The sequence below is a fragment of the Acinetobacter sp. LUNF3 genome (assembly GCF_022699605.1).
Taxonomy (GTDB): domain Bacteria; phylum Pseudomonadota; class Gammaproteobacteria; order Pseudomonadales; family Moraxellaceae; genus Acinetobacter; species Acinetobacter johnsonii.
The window spans coordinates 2,188,172-2,203,045 of the sequence record NZ_CP093968.1 but is presented as its reverse complement, the minus strand read 5'-3'; the positions used below and the strand labels follow the sequence as shown (position 1 = coordinate 2,203,045).

Sequence of the window (14,874 nt, the reverse complement as noted above, 5' to 3'; positions counted from 1 at the left end):
CATTACACGTGGATTAAAAAGTCAGCTTCGGCTGGCTTTTTTATTGGACCTAGATAAAACTGATGTAAATACAATATTTTACAAAGTATAAAAAATGAACAGATAAACTGAAAAATGACGATGAAAACAATGAGAAAAAGTGGGGTAAGACTTCATGAATGTCGATTTTATGGATTTACTAAAACAAAATGTCTCTGCAATTGTTTTAGAGGGTGATACACAACATTTACTTGAAAAAAATCAAGCAATTCAATCCTTTTTACCAATTTTACTGTCTATATTAAAGTCAAAATCTGAATTGATTCCTGCATTTCAACAGCAGTTGAATCCACGTCTCAATGATGCTTTTGCATCGAATGTCAGTCTAAAGCAACAGTTTTTGGAGCATGTCCGCGGGCCAGCACCCGCAGATGAAATTGAAAGTACCTTGAGCCGTTCGATTACACCTACATTAGCATTTTTAGCCACTGAGGCAGGCTCTTCAGAACCTGAAGCGATTTCCCATTTACTAGAGGTCAACACAGATTCCATTAGTCGTGCATTACCTGAGTGGGCAAGCGCGTTACTGGCTGGATTAGGGGTAAATACCTTACAAGGACAGGCTACACATGTCGCACCTGCAAGTGTACATGCCACAAAAGTAGATGAGAAACGGTCATTTTTACTGCCAATTTTGGCTTTAATTATTTTTGCGGCATTGTTTGCTTTTATTTTTAGGGCCTGTACCGAAAAAGCCACGACTGAAACAGCACCAGTTGCAAATGTGAATGCCAGCCAACCTGCTAAATTTCAAATCACCACAGGGGCAACAGGAGACTTGGTCACTTGCCAAATTTTCTCAGCCAATGCAGCTTATGTTGAAATTTTGCAAAAAGAAGTAAAGCAAATTTTTAATAATAGCATCGGCTGTGGTGCAGATATGCAGAGTATGTATCACACTGAATTTATTGACCAAGATGCGATACCCAGTGTAATCAGTGCATTGAAAGGTGTGCCAAATATAAATTTAACATGGTTTGGCAATCAGTTATCGATTCAATCACAAGATCCAGCCAATGCACTTAAAGTGGCAGATCAAATTAAACCTTTACTGCGTAATATGACAGTTGTGACGCAGCAACCACTGGATGTAAACCGTGCCGTGGATACCAGTATTAGTGATGCTGAGCGTGCGCTGGCAGAAATTAATCCTGAGCAAGTTCGAGCATTAGATGTTGCCACGGCATTGAATTTGCAAATTATTAACTTTGATACAGCTTCATCGACGATACCTGATGCCAATAAGTCGATCTTGGATCAGGCCGCAGCGCTGATGCAAAAAGCACCGCAAGTCAAACTTACCGTGATGGGGCATACAGATGCAACGGGAGATGCGGCAGTCAATAAAACTTTGTCGCAAAATCGGGCACAAGCGGTGGTGGATTATTTAATTTTTAAAGGTGTCGATCCTGCGCAGTTGAGAGCCATTGGTTATGGGCAAGAAAAGCCAATTGCAGACAATCAAACCGATGAAGGCAAGTTTAAAAACCGCCGTATCGAGTTTGAGGTTTTAAATACAGACTCGGGTGTGGTGCGTGAAGTGGATGATCGTGGTGTTGAAAAGGTCAACTAAGCGATGTTTTAACCCTGCTACGGCAGGGTTCTTTTATATAGCTACTCGCATAAAAGCTTATTTTTTGGTTAAATACGCTGCGAAAAACAACAGCCTTATGGTTTTATAACAATGATGAAGAAAACAATTTTTGCCAGTCTAATCTTGAGCAGTTTATTTTTAAGTGCTTGTAACCGAACCGAGAATAAAACAGAAACGGTTGCTGAACCGCAAGAAATGTCAGATTGGAGTTGTACGGCTCCTGCCAATGTCGAACAAATTCAAGCGCATTTAAAAGCTGAATACTTAAAAGCCTTAGACCGCCGTTTGCGTGATAGCCGTGAATATGAGGCCGATGAAAAATTATTAACGCAGATTAATAACGGCATTCGCTTTGAAATTAAAGGGATTTCAACAACTACAGAAAAGCCTGATACAGCGAAGCAATTGGACTGCGAAAGCCAGTTGGTGGTGATTTTCCCGAAAGGGTTACAGAAACGTGCTGAAAATGCGTTTTTAGCGCGTCCATGCGAAGAGTGTGAGGACGGTTATCAAAGTACTTTGCGTGATGTCTTAGAAGAGGGGGAATATTCACTCAACTTAGACAATGATCAGCTACAAGGTGCATTCAGCTATAACATCATTAAAACAGATAAAGAAGGCATTAGCCTGAATGTACCCAATCAAAATGGCGTGATTGATGGTGTAGTGTTGGTGACTCAGCATGCGGTTCAGTTTGCGGCATATGAAAAAGAAAATGCAGAAATACAAAAGAATATAAAACAATATAATGAGCAAGAAGTTGCGCAGATGGAACTGGCACAGAAAGCCATGAATATTCGTAAGAAAGAACTGGACGCTGACCAAGTCAAAGTGGTGGAACGTCTGAACCAAACTTGGGACAATTTCACTGAGGAACAAAAACAGCAGCTACAACAAGACCAAACGGAGTGGTTTGAAAAGCGTGATGTGGACTGTAAAGTGATTTCCCAAAAAAGTGTCTACCAAATGACGGATAGTGAAAAAGAAACTTATCAAAAGCAGTCGCAATATTGGGATGATGCTTTACGTGCCCAAGATCAACAATTGCAATATACCAAGTGCTTTAACCAAAAAACTAATGAGCGCATTGTGTATTTAAATAATGTGTTTAATTAATTGGACTACATTAAAAATACGCTTTATAGAATGAGAAAAGGACGAATATGATTCGTCCTTTTTTATTTAGATTGTGTTTTTTGTCCCTCGTTTAGAAGGTAGGTGGCATATAGGTCAGGCTACGACCTAAAATCCAAAGTAGGAACAGCACCAAAGGCAGATGGAAAACCAATTGAGTGACGGTAAAGCCAATCACATCTTTGGCTTTTAATTTGAGAATGCCAAGCATGGGCAGCATAAAAAATGGGTTGATTAAATTCGGCAAGGCTTCAGCAGCATTATAGATTTGCACCGACCAGCCCAAATGCACTTTTAAATCATGTGCTGCTTGCATGACATAGGGTGCTTCAATAATCCATTTACCGCCGCCAGAAGGAATGAAAAAGCCTAAAATGGCAGAATATAAGCCCATCACAATGGCAAAGGTCTCTTTGGAGGCAATCGAAACAAAAAACTCAGCAATATAATGTGATAGCGACAAATCATGACTGTTCAAGGCTTGCGTCATCATAAAGGCGATACTGCCATACAGCGGAAACTGAATCAGGACCCCTGAGACTGCTGGCACGGCTTTGGTGACAGCATTGAGGAAATTTCGTGGCGTACCATGTAGTGCAATACCCAGCATCAGGAAAATAAAGTTGTAGGTATTTAGGCTTGAAATGGCCAAGATCGGATTACTTTTGCTGAACTCATTGAACATCCAAACTAGACCCAAGAGCACAATCAAGATACTCAATAAAGGCGAGTTCTCTAACCAGTCTCCTGGGCGTTTTGTGGTTGCTGTCGGCTTAGTTTCTTCCTCAAACTGGATGGGGAATTGATCAATGGTTTTAATGTCTTGCCCTTTGGGTGCAGACCAAAATGAAATAGCAATCGAGGCAATAATCAATACAGCCGTCATGATCATCGACTGAGGCAAGAAAATGGTTTCGGTAAAGGGAATCACACCGGTTAGATTGTAAATCGATTCGGGCAGGCTGGATTTGTTGGCTTGCAGTTGTGCCGCAGAAGAACTAATACCTAAGGCCCACGTTGCTCCCATACCAATAATCGCGGCGGCAGCGGCAGCACGATAGTCCATATTCAGTTCTTTGCGTTTAGCTAACGCAATCACCAGCAGGGCAGTCAGTACCGTACTCATTGCCCAGTTAATCAGCGAAATTAATAAACTGACCGTGGCAACAAGAACAATTGCACCGCGACCACTATGGGGAATTCGGGCCATTTTTTGAATCAGCAGCTCTACAGGCTTTGAAACAGAAACCACATAACCAACCACAATCAGCATACACATTTGTAAGGTAAAAGGGATCAGACTCCAAAAACCATCACCAAAGGACACTGCGACATCTTTGGCAGGTGCGCCAATGCTGATCGAAGCAATTGCGACGATCACGACACCCAATAGGGCAAAAATATAAGAGTCTGGAAACCATTTCTCCGACCAATCACTGACACTTAGTGCAAAACGTTGCAAAATATTTTGAGAGTTTTCCATGCATTGATTCCATTTTTATCTATAAGGTATGAATTTTTGATTCAGCCTATCCGTGCTGATAGAAATGCCTTTAAAACAGGATCGCTGCTTTAAAGGCATTGGATTATTTTTCTATTGTATAAATGATGTCGAATTAGCGGATGAGGGGAACACCTGTCACTTTTTGAATATCTTCAAAACTGACATCTTTCGCCAGTTCAACTAATTTCACACCTTCCTGCGTAATGTCCATGACACCGAGGTCAGTAATCACGCGATGTACGACATTTTTGCCTGTCAGGGGCAGGCTACACTGCTCGACAATTTTCGGCGTACCATCTTTTGCAGAGTGTTCCATGAGCACCACCACTTTTTGTACTCCAGCAACCAAATCCATGGCGCCACCCATGCCTTTGACTTTTTTACCCGGAATCATCCAGTTGGCCAAATCGCCATTTTGTGAGACTTCCATTGCCCCTAAAATGGCGATATTGACATGACCTCCACGGATCATGGCAAAAGAATCTGCACTAGAGAAAAATGCGGCGCCCTGACGTGCAGTAACAGTTTGTTTTCCAGCATTGATTAAATCGGCATCGACTGTTTCGGCTGTTGGAAACTCGCCAATACCTAACAATCCATTTTCAGACTGCAACCAGACGTTGACGTTTTCAGGAATATAGTTGGCCACCAGTGTGGGTAAGCCAATGCCTAAATTGACATAAAAACCATCTTCCAGCTCAAGCGCTGCACGTTGTGCCATTTCATTACGAGACCAAGCCATGGGTTAAGCCTCCTCTTTTAATGTGAATTGTTCGATACGTTTTTCAGGGTTTGCATTCAGCACAATGCGATTGACATAAATACCCGGCAGGTGAATTTGGTCTGGATCTAAAGCGCCAATTTCAACAATTTCCTCAACTTCGACAATGCAGACTTTTCCAGCCATCGCACATACAGGGTTAAAGTTTTGTGCGGTTTTACGGAAAATTAAGTTACCTGCAGTATCGGCCTTGTATGCCTTCACGAGTGCAATGTCTGCGGTGAGTGAGTTTTCTAGAATATAAGGTTTGCCATTAAACATACGCTCTTCTTTGCCTTCGGCAATAAGCGTACCGACGCCTGTTGCGGTAAAGAAAGCGGGAATACCTGCACCTCCAGCACGGAGTTTTTCTGCCAGTGTACCTTGAGGGGTGAGCTCCACTTCAAGCTCCCCACTTAAGAACTGACGTTCAAATTCTTTGTTTTCACCTACATAGGAAGCAATCATTTTTTTGATTTGTTTGCTTTCTAATAAGAGTCCTAAGCCGAAACCATCGACGCCTGCATTGTTCGAAATACAGGTGAGGTTTTTCACGCCCGTTTGTTTCAAGGCCGTAATTAGACTTTCTGGAATACCGCATAAACCAAAGCCACCAACCGCTAGGGTTTGACCATCTTGAACCACATCTTGCAGTGCATCCTTTGCACTTGAATAAACTTTATTGACCATAGTGTTCTCGTTATCAATTGAATGGCTTAGGCACAGCGCTTTTGCCAGTAGGCATTGGCATAGTTAGATGGATTGGTACGTTGTAGTACTTGGCTGATGTTTTGGCTGGCAATCATCAGTGCATCAAGATCAATCCCTGTGTCATAGCCCATGTTGGAGAGTAGGTAGTAAAGGTCTTCTGTGGAGACATTGCCCGATGCACCTTTGGCATAAGGGCAGCCACCTAGACCTGCAATGGACGAATCAAATACACGAATGCCTTGTTCTAAAGACTGGTAAATGTTGGCAATCGCCATGCCATAGGTATTATGAAAATGTCCTGCTAAACTCGCGGCATCCATTTCAGCTAAACATGCCTGCCAGACTTTTTTCACGCGGTCTGGTGTCGCCGCGCCAATCGTTTCACCTAAGGACACTTCATAGCAGCCCATGTCCAGCAAACGTTGACTGACGTGTGCAACTTTGCTCGGCGCAATTGCACCTTCATAGGGACAGTCAACAATACAAGACACATAACCACGCACTTTGAGGTGATGAGCTTTCGCTGCAGTCATGATGTCTGCAAATTTTTCAAAGCTTTCATCAATGGAGCAATTGATGTTTCTTTGAGTGAAGCTTTCGGAGGCTGCGGTAAAAACAGCAACCTCCTGACAGCCGACAGCCAATGCAGACTCAAACCCTTTTAAGTTCGGAGTCAATAAACTAAAACTGATATTCGGATCTTTAGGTAAGCTGGCAAAGAGTTCATCACTCTGTGCCATTTGTGGAACCCACTTTGCAGAGACACAAGAGCCCACTTCAATGGCACTGAGTCCTGTCTGCATTAAATCTAAAATCAGTTTACGACGGTCATCCGAAGTGAGTGGTGTCTTTTCATTTTGCAAACCATCTCGCGGCCCGACTTCGACAATTTTGACAAATTCACTCATGCGGCACCTTCCAAGCTTGAAAACTCAACCAATTCATCACCCGCTTTGACCTGATCACCGACTTGGAAGTAAGCCGCAGAGACAATGCCATCATGTGGAGCACGAATTGAATATTCAATTTTCATCGCTTCCAGCGTGAGGAGGACATCATCTTTTTTCACTGCGCTGTTGTTTTGTACCAAGACTTGCGTGATCACACCTGGCATTGGTGCTTTTAAGTTGTTGGCATCAGAAGCATCATCTTCCGTATTAAAGTTAGGCTGAATATGTGCAAATTTATAGCTTTGACCATCTGCATACAGGGTTAGGCCGTGTGAATTTGAACTATAAGCATAGGTCTTTTTGCTTGTTTTACATTCAATTTTAGCTAAATGTGCTTCTAACAATTCACCCTGAATGAAAACGCTATGTCCATTGTACTGCGCTGTAAATCCTTTTGCCGTTGGACTGAAATAGACTTTATGTTCTTCATCGTTTAGTGCCAGTTTAATGGCATAGCTAGCATTAATATTTAAACGCCATAGAGACTCGGCTTGCCATACAGGATTTGCAGCTGTTTTATTACTGGCAAAACGGGACAAGAGTTCAATCAATGCTGCCGTAATGATGAGCTCTGAAGAGGCTGTTTCATTGTGCTGCAGTAAAAACGCTTCTTCACGTTGAATTAAGTTGGTGTCTAGGTTGGCAGTTTTAAACGATTCTGAACGGACCAAACGGTCTAAGAATGCAATGTTATTGCCCAAGCCATCGACATGGAATTGACTCAGTGCATGGTGCATTTGGGTGAGTGCGGCTTCACGATTCTTTGCCCAAACAATTAATTTGGCAATCATTGGGTCGTAAAAGGTCGTGATTTCATCCCCTTCAACAATGCCACTGTCTACGCGGACATGCTCATTTTGCTGAGGGTAGTGCAGGTAGTGGATTTTACCAATTGCAGGTAAGAAACCTTTTTCAGGTTCTTCAGCATAGACACGCGCTTCTAATGCATGACCATGAATACTGAGCTCGTGTTGTTGTTTAGGCAGCGGTTCACCAAAAGCGACACGTAGTTGCCATTCCACCAAATCTTGCCCTGTAATCATCTCTGTTACAGGATGCTCAACTTGCAGGCGAGTATTCATTTCCATGAAATACGCCGTGCCGTCTTGTTCCACAATAAACTCAACTGTCCCTGCACCGACATAATCCACTGCACGTGCTGCATCAATAGCGGCTTGGCGCATGGCTTCGAGTTTTGGCTCTGCCATTTTGGGTGCAGGCGCTTCTTCTAGTACTTTTTGATGGCGACGTTGTACCGAACAATCGCGTTCAAAGAGGTGCACATAGTTACCATGTGTATCACCAAAAACTTGCACTTCAATATGGCGCGGTTGTACTACATAGCGTTCAACCAGTACATCGTCATTGCCAAAGCTTGAACGCGCCTCACTTTTACATGAAGCCAAATGGCTTAAAAAGTCTTCGCCTCGATCAACCAAACGCATGCCTTTACCACCACCGCCAGCACTGGCTTTAATCAGTACAGGGTAGCCAATGGCATCGGCTTGTTGTTTTAAAAAATCAGGATCTTGGTTGGTGCCATGGTAGCCCGGTGTCAGCGGTACACCTGCTTTCTCCATTAAGGATTTAGAAGTGGCTTTGAGGCCCATGGCTAAAATGGCATCTACAGGTGGGCCAATAAAGACAATGTTGTTTTCTTGGCAGGCATTGGCAAATTGGTCATTTTCAGACAAAAAGCCATAACCTGGATGAATTGCTTCTGCGCCTGTATCTAAGGCAGCTTGGATAATACGTTCAATTTGTAGGTAGCTTTGTGCAGCAGGAGATTCGCCAATATAAATGGCTTCATCGGCTTGTTGCACGTGCTGTGCTTGAGCGTCAGCATCTGAATAGACTGCAACGGTGGCAATGCCCATTTTTTTTGCAGTTCGGATCACACGACAAGCAATTTCACCACGGTTTGCAATTAAGATTTTATTAAACATATCGATATCCTTTCTTGTTGTTATGCCGTCGTCTTGATCCAGACTGGACTATGTTTATTTAAAAAAGCATTTAAGCCATTTTTCGCCTCTGATCCTTGGCGTACATGGGCAATATGTTGTGCTGTTTGCAACAACAATGCTTCGGTTAACACTTGCTGATCGACCATTTGGATAAGTTGTTTTGAAGCCGTTTGTGCTGCTGGCCCACCCAAAAGTAAGGCATCGACCATTTCTGTGACTTTTTCATCTAACTGTTCAGCATCGGCCACCACATGCGCTAGACCAATGTGTAGGGCTTGCTCCGCAGAAATACGCTCTGCGGTTAAAAAGTAGCGTGAAGCCTGACGTGCACCAATCGCACGAATCACATAAGGGCTAATGGTTGAAGGGGCTAAACCTAAGCGAACTTCAGAGGTCGCAAACTTAGCATCGCTGCTTGCCACACAAATATCACAGGCAGAAGCCAGTCCCATCCCACCACCAAAAGCAATGCCTTGCACACGGGCGATGGTTGGTTGTTTTAAAGTCGCTAAACTTTGTAGCATTTTCGCTAGTTTCAGTGCATCGGCTTCATTTTCAGCCTGTGAGGCTTGTCCTGCTTCTTTCATCCAGTTCAGGTCAGCACCTGCTGAGAAGCTTTTGCCACGTCCTGCTAAAATCACGACACGAACATCATCACGCGTGTTGAGTTCGCTAAAGCAGCGGTGCAGTTCTTCAATCACTTGAGTATTGAAGGCATTATGCATTTCTGCACGATTAATCCATACCGTTGCCACTTGGTCGCGTTGTTCGAGTTGTAAATATTGAAAGCTCATTGCTCATCTCCTACATGCGGAACACGCCGAATTTGGTCGGTTGAATGGGTGCATTTAAGGCTGCGGCTAAACTTAAACCGAGCACCTGACGGCTTTGTGCAGGGTCAATCACACCGTCATCCCACAAACGCGCCGATGCATAATATGGATGGCCTTGACGTTCAAATTGGTCACGGAAAGGTTGTTTAAAATCATCTTCTTCTGCCGCAGACCAAGACTCGCCACGTTTTTCGATTTGATCACGCTTTAAGGTCGACAATACACTTGCCGCTTGTTCACCACCCATGACTGAAATACGCGAGTTCGGCCATGTCCACATGAAGCGTGGAGAATAGGCACGACCACACATACCGTAGTTGCCTGCACCAAATGAACCACCAATCACAAGGGTAAGTTTCGGGACATTTGCGGTTGCAACAGCCATGACCAGTTTGGCGCCATTTTTGGCAATGCCTTCATTTTCGTATTGGCGACCGACCATAAAGCCAGTAATGTTTTGAAGGAACAGTAGGGGAATATTGCGCTGCGTACAGAGCTCAATAAAATGAGCCCCTTTTTGAGCAGACTCTGAAAATAAAATACCGTTGTTTGCAATAATGCCAATGGGCATGCCATAGATTTTGGCAAAACCTGTGACTAAGGTGGTGCCAAAGCGAGCTTTGAATTCATCAAAACGTGAACCATCAACAATACGCGCAATCACTTCACGAATATCGAATGGTTTACGTGCATCACTTGGCACAATGCCATACAGTTCTGTTGCATCAAATAACGGTTCTTCAATCTCTGTTGCACGCGTTTGTGGTGTTTTATTCAGGTTCGCCACGATGTTACGAGCAATGGCAATTGCATGTTCGTCGTTCTCAGCTAAATGATCCGCTACACCAGACAGGCGAGTATGCACATCACCACCGCCTAAGTCTTCACTGCTGACCACTTCACCTGTTGCTGCTTTCACCAGCGGTGGGCCACCTAAGAAAATAGTCCCTTGGTTACGCACAATAATGGTTTCATCAGACATGGCAGGTACGTATGCCCCCCCAGCTGTACAACTGCCCATTACCACCGCAATTTGGGCAATTCCCATGCTCGACATGCGGGCTTGATTATAGAAAATACGTCCAAAGTGATCACGATCAGGGAAAACTTCGTCCTGCATGGGTAAATAAGCACCGCCTGAGTCCACCAAATAAATACATGGTAAATGGTTTTGCTCCGCAATTTCTTGAGCACGTAAGTGTTTTTTCACCGTCAATGGGTAGTACGTGCCGCCTTTCACTGTCGCATCGTTGGCGACGATCATACAGGTCACACCATTGACCTGACCTACACCAGCAACGACACCAGCCGCAGGTACATCGTCTGCATAGACGTTTTGTGCTGCCAACTGACCAATTTCAAGGAATGCCGTGCCTGCATCAATTAACTGATCAATACGATCACGTGCTAACAGTTTTCCGCGTGCCAAATGTTTTTGTCGCGCCGCTTCGCCGCCGCCTAAAGCAATTTGTTCTGCTTTTTGCTTTAAGTCATCGACCAAGCTTTGCATCGCGGTTTGGTTGGTTTTGAAGTCTTCACTTCGAATATTGATCTTGCTATGTAATTGATTCATCACGAACATCCTTGTCATTTTTATTGTTGTGGAGGATTAAGCTGTTTCATTAAACAGTTCACGGCCAATCAACATACGGCGAATTTCAGAAGTTCCCGCGCCAATTTCATAGAGTTTTGCATCGCGCCATAGACGGCCTGCAGAAAATTCATTGATATACCCATTTCCACCTAAGGTCTGAATGGTTTCACCTGCCATCCATGTGGCTTTTTCAGCAGCATATAAAATTGCACTGGCTGCATCTTTACGTAGGCTACGGCTATGGTCGGCCTTATCGCACTCAGCACCCACGGCATAGACTAGCGCTTTACATGCCAACCAAGTCGAATACATATCGGCAATTTTTCCTTGCATCAACTGGAACTCACCGAGCGCTTGGCCGAATTGTTTACGGTCATGGATATAGGGAATCACGGTGTCCATGCAGGCATCCATAATGCCTAAAGGACCTGCACTTAAAACCGCACGCTCATAATCCAAACCACTCATGAGCACTTTGGTGCCGTTTCCAACACCGCCCATTACGTTTTCTTTTGGCACTTTCACGTTGTCAAAGAACAGCGGGTAAGTATTCGAACCACGCATACCCAATTTGTCTAAATGTGTTCCATGACTAAAACCTTCCATGCCTTTTTCTACAAGGAAGGCTGTCATGCCTTTAGCACCTGCATGCAGATCCGTTTTGGCATACACTACAAGCACATCAGCATCACCACCATTGGTGATCCACATTTTTGAACCATTTAACAGAAAGTGATCGTCACAATCTTCAGCTTTGAGTTTCATGCTGACTACATCTGAGCCTGCGTTTGGTTCAGACATTGCGAGTGCACCGACGTATTCACCTGAAATTAGCTTAGGTAAATAGCGCTGCTTTTGTTCCTCGCTGCCATTTCGGTTAATTTGATTCACACATAGGTTAGAATGTGCACCATAAGAAAGACCAATCGAAGCTGAAGCACGTGAGATTTCTTGCATGGCAATGATATGTGCCAAATAACCTAGGCCTGTACCGCCATATTCTTCACTGACGGTCAGACCGAGTAAGCCCATATCGCCAAATTTTTTCCACAACTGAGCTGGAAATTCGTTGTTCTGATCGACTTGTTGCGCAATAGGAGTAATTTCCTTGGCACAAAAAGCCGCAACGGAATCACGCAGTGCAATGAGTGTTTCATCTAAACCGAAATTTAAGCTTTGGAAGGTCATTTCTTCATTCGTCCTATGAGTGTATTTATTGTTCCTGATAAAGCATTTTTGTTGTGCTTGATTTTTACAATACATCGAATTTTTAAAAAAGTGAACTAAAATTCACAAATTGATTTACAATTCATTTTATCTGGTTGAGAATAGAATTATGAGTTATAAAAGATCATCGTTGATGCAAGAACGAATGGAACAAAATCGCCAAGCGATTTTGCAATCCGCTCGTGAACTTATTGCTCAAGGGGGGATTAAGGACGCACAAATTCAAGCGATTGCTGAACGTGCAGGTGTTTCCAGTGGTTTGGTATATCGTTACTTCGATAACAAAAGCCAAGTGTTAATTGAGGTTCTTTCGGAGGCCATTCAGCATGAGGTGAAAATTTTAAATCACATTGCTGAAAGTGAGCTCTCGTCAAAACAGAAATTAGACAAAGCGGTGACCACGTTTGTGAAGCGTGCCATGAATAGCCCCCAACTTGCGTATTCACTCATGTTTGAACCAGTTGATGCTGAATTAGAACATGAGCGTTTTCGCAGTAAACAACTGATTAAACAGAGCATGAAAGAGATACTGGCCGCAGGGAAAATTAACGGCGAGTTCGGTTTTGAAGACTTAAATACCGCAGCACTTTGTGTGGTCGGCGCCATGACTTTTGTGGTGATTGAGCCTTTAAATCCGTCTCGAAATGTGATGTTTGATCAAAACTATAAAGACTACTTTGTGAAACAAATTGCCGAATTTTGTGTCAATGCAGTTCAGGTTCAGGAGGAAAAATAGTAGCAGGTGTGAACACAAAGGCTTGGTGTTTGAAGGGAAGTAGTCATAGAACAATTAAAGTTGAATAACAAGATTACAATGAATCAAGGAGATCGATTCGATGACACAAGAACGGTTAAGTTATGCCTATGGAACGAGCAGTCAGCCCCTATTAGGCATGACGATTGGTGAGAAATTTGATCAGGCTTGTCAGCAGTATGCGGAACAAGATGCTGTTGTCAGCCTGCATCAAAATGTCAGACTCACGTATAAGGAATTGCAAACTCAGGTCAATGCGTTTGCCTGTAGTTTACTAAAACTGGGCTTGAAGAAAGGCGATCGACTTGCGATTTGGTCACCGAACTGTGTGGAATGGACGATTACCCAGTTTGCTGCGTTTAAAGCGGGTATCATTTTAGTCAACTTGAACCCTGCCTATAAAAGTAATGAGCTCGAATATGTGATGAATAAAGTCTCTTGTAAGGGCTTGGTCATTGCATCGCAATTTAAAAGCACCAATTATCAAGATATTCTAATGAAAATTGCCCCTGAAATTAAAGGTGCTGAAAATAAAGTGTTAAAGGCAGAACGACTGCCACATTTAAAATATATTATTAAAATTGATGAAGAAGAACATACGGGTTTGCATCGTTTTAGCGACTTACTCTCTCCCCCCAGTAAGCGACAGCTCAATCAATTAGAGCTCGTTGCTAGCGAGTCACAGTTTGATGAAACCATCAATATCCAGTTCACTTCGGGCACCACGGGTAACCCGAAGGGCACAATGCTGACACATAATAATATTCTCAATAATGGTTATTTTGTTGGTGAAGCCATTCACTTAAGCCCTGCCGATCGAGTCTGTATTTCTGTACCGCTCTTTCACTGTTTCGGTATGGTGATGGGTAATTTGGCCTGTATTACGCATGGTTCAACCATGGTCTATCCATCGGCGGTGTTCAATCCTTTAGAAACGTTAAAAGCCATTCAACAAGAAAAATGTACTGCTGCATACGGTGTACCGACCATGTTCATTGCCATTTTAGAGCATGAACAGTTTGATGACTTTGATCTTTCTAGTTTACGTACAGGCATTATGGCGGGTAGTCCGTGTCCACGTGAAATTATGCAACGTGTTATTGATCGGATGCATATGTCTGAAATTACCATTTGCTATGGTATGACTGAAACGGCACCGGTTAGTGCACAAAGTTCAACTTCAGATTCAGTTGAACAACGGGTCGGAACCGTAGGGCGTGTCCATCCACATCTTGAAATTAAAATTGTTGATGAACAAGGCAAAGTTGTGCCGCGCGGTCAGTTGGGTGAACTGTGTGTTCGTGGCTATTCGGTAATGTTGGGGTATTGGGAAGACCATGAGAAGTCACAAGAAGTGATTGATTCAGCACGTTGGATGCATACAGGTGACATCGCAGAAATGGACGAAGCAGGCTTTGTGAAAATTAAAGGCCGAATTAAGGATGTGGTCATTCGTGGCGGAGAAAACTTATTCCCGAAAGAAATCGAGGACTTTTTATATACCCATCCTGATGTCAGTGATGTCCAAGTCATTGGTCTGCCAGATGCACGTTATGGTGAAGAGTTGTGTGCTTGTATTATTTTACATGAGCATCATGAAATTACTGAAGAGTCGATCCGTCAGTACTGTGCGGAACACATTTCACACAATAAAGTTCCACGTTATGTCCGGTTTTTTAATGAGTTCCCAATGACGGCTTCGGGCAAAGCACAGAAGTTTAAATTGCAGGAATTTATGCGTAATGAACTGGACTTGAAAGAAATCGCATAAGGTTGAAGACGGACTTTCCTTTGTTGGGTTAAAGCC

Annotated in this window: 12 protein-coding genes; 4 read left to right on the top strand and 8 right to left on the bottom strand. The window is 43.4% G+C overall.

The genetic code is table 11. From position 1 onward, the window contains the following. Nucleotides 1-154: 154 nt before the first annotated feature. Together MN200_RS10725 and MN200_RS10720 are read left to right on the top strand one after the other, a co-directional pair. Complete coding sequence (locus tag MN200_RS10725) at nucleotides 155-1,612, top strand: OmpA family protein (protein WP_058869950.1); 1,458 nt, start codon at nucleotides 155-157, stop codon at nucleotides 1,610-1,612. 114 nt (nucleotides 1,613-1,726) lie between these two features. Next, on the top strand, nucleotides 1,727-2,749 hold the full coding sequence (locus MN200_RS10720; protein WP_058869986.1) for a hypothetical protein: 1,023 nt from the start codon (nucleotides 1,727-1,729) through the stop codon (nucleotides 2,747-2,749). A gap of 91 nt (nucleotides 2,750-2,840) precedes the next feature. Here the strand turns inward: MN200_RS10720 and MN200_RS10715 are convergent, their stop codons facing one another. The 8 genes from MN200_RS10715 to MN200_RS10680 all read right to left on the bottom strand — a co-directional run bounded on the left by MN200_RS10715 (nucleotide 2,841) and on the right by MN200_RS10680 (nucleotide 12,274). After that, a complete protein-coding gene (locus tag MN200_RS10715) occupies nucleotides 2,841-4,250 on the bottom strand; it encodes a TIGR00366 family protein (RefSeq protein ID WP_242759377.1) in 1,410 nt (469 codons plus the stop codon). A 133-nt stretch (nucleotides 4,251-4,383) separates the two neighbouring features. After that, nucleotides 4,384-5,013 (bottom strand): CoA transferase subunit B, encoded by a 630-nt coding sequence (locus MN200_RS10710; protein ID WP_010327116.1) that lies wholly within the window; start codon nucleotides 5,011-5,013, stop codon nucleotides 4,384-4,386. A gap of 3 nt (nucleotides 5,014-5,016) precedes the next feature. Beyond that, nucleotides 5,017-5,721, bottom strand: a complete 705-nt coding sequence (locus MN200_RS10705; protein ID WP_242759376.1) for a CoA transferase subunit A — start codon at nucleotides 5,719-5,721, stop codon at nucleotides 5,017-5,019. 26 nt (nucleotides 5,722-5,747) lie between these two features. Continuing rightward, a complete protein-coding gene (locus MN200_RS10700) occupies nucleotides 5,748-6,650 on the bottom strand; it encodes a hydroxymethylglutaryl-CoA lyase (RefSeq protein ID WP_242759375.1) in 903 nt (300 codons plus the stop codon). After that, nucleotides 6,647-8,638 carry an acetyl/propionyl/methylcrotonyl-CoA carboxylase subunit alpha gene (locus MN200_RS10695; RefSeq protein ID WP_242759374.1) on the bottom strand — a complete coding sequence of 664 codons (1,992 nt, stop codon included), beginning with the start codon at nucleotides 8,636-8,638 and terminating at the stop codon, nucleotides 6,647-6,649. The genes MN200_RS10700 and MN200_RS10695 overlap by 4 nt, the downstream gene beginning before the upstream one ends. 20 nt (nucleotides 8,639-8,658) lie before the next feature. Further along, nucleotides 8,659-9,453, bottom strand: coding sequence for an enoyl-CoA hydratase/isomerase family protein (locus tag MN200_RS10690; protein WP_058869944.1), 795 nt, complete (start codon nucleotides 9,451-9,453; stop codon nucleotides 8,659-8,661). A gap of 10 nt (nucleotides 9,454-9,463) precedes the next feature. Next, on the bottom strand, nucleotides 9,464-11,065 hold the full coding sequence (locus MN200_RS10685) for a carboxyl transferase domain-containing protein (RefSeq protein WP_058869943.1): 1,602 nt from the start codon (nucleotides 11,063-11,065) through the stop codon (nucleotides 9,464-9,466). Nucleotides 11,066-11,101: 36 nt separating this feature from the next. After that, entirely contained in the window at nucleotides 11,102-12,274 is a 1,173-nt protein-coding gene (locus MN200_RS10680) for an isovaleryl-CoA dehydrogenase (protein WP_058869942.1), read from the bottom strand. 148 nt (nucleotides 12,275-12,422) lie between these two features. On the opposite strand from MN200_RS10680, the gene MN200_RS10675 reads away from it, so the two are divergent. Both MN200_RS10675 and MN200_RS10670 read left to right on the top strand, forming a co-directional pair. Then, nucleotides 12,423-13,049, top strand: coding sequence for a TetR/AcrR family transcriptional regulator (locus tag MN200_RS10675; protein ID WP_058869941.1), 627 nt, complete (start codon nucleotides 12,423-12,425; stop codon nucleotides 13,047-13,049). A gap of 100 nt (nucleotides 13,050-13,149) precedes the next feature. Next, entirely contained in the window at nucleotides 13,150-14,838 is a 1,689-nt protein-coding gene (locus tag MN200_RS10670) for an AMP-binding protein (RefSeq protein ID WP_058869940.1), read from the top strand. The last annotated feature ends 36 nt before the right edge of the window (nucleotides 14,839-14,874 follow it).

Bases quoted from the DNA above. Each gene is read 5' to 3' on its own strand.
- MN200_RS10725 (WP_058869950.1), top strand. From the start codon at position 155: ATGAATGTCGATTTTATGGATTTACTAAAACAAAATGTCTCTGCAATT.
- MN200_RS10720 (WP_058869986.1), top strand. From the start codon at position 1,727: ATGAAGAAAACAATTTTTGCCAGTCTAATCTTGAGCAGTTTATTTTTA.
- MN200_RS10715 (WP_242759377.1), bottom strand. From the start codon at position 4,250: ATGGAAAACTCTCAAAATATTTTGCAACGTTTTGCACTAAGTGTCAGT.
- MN200_RS10710 (WP_010327116.1), bottom strand. From the start codon at position 5,013: ATGGCTTGGTCTCGTAATGAAATGGCACAACGTGCAGCGCTTGAGCTG.
- MN200_RS10705 (WP_242759376.1), bottom strand. From the start codon at position 5,721: ATGGTCAATAAAGTTTATTCAAGTGCAAAGGATGCACTGCAAGATGTG.
- MN200_RS10700 (WP_242759375.1), bottom strand. From the start codon at position 6,650: ATGAGTGAATTTGTCAAAATTGTCGAAGTCGGGCCGCGAGATGGTTTG.
- MN200_RS10695 (WP_242759374.1), bottom strand. From the start codon at position 8,638: ATGTTTAATAAAATCTTAATTGCAAACCGTGGTGAAATTGCTTGTCGT.
- MN200_RS10690 (WP_058869944.1), bottom strand. From the start codon at position 9,453: ATGAGCTTTCAATATTTACAACTCGAACAACGCGACCAAGTGGCAACG.
- MN200_RS10685 (WP_058869943.1), bottom strand. From the start codon at position 11,065: ATGAATCAATTACATAGCAAGATCAATATTCGAAGTGAAGACTTCAAA.
- MN200_RS10680 (WP_058869942.1), bottom strand. From the start codon at position 12,274: ATGACCTTCCAAAGCTTAAATTTCGGTTTAGATGAAACACTCATTGCA.
- MN200_RS10675 (WP_058869941.1), top strand. From the start codon at position 12,423: ATGAGTTATAAAAGATCATCGTTGATGCAAGAACGAATGGAACAAAAT.
- MN200_RS10670 (WP_058869940.1), top strand. From the start codon at position 13,150: ATGACACAAGAACGGTTAAGTTATGCCTATGGAACGAGCAGTCAGCCC.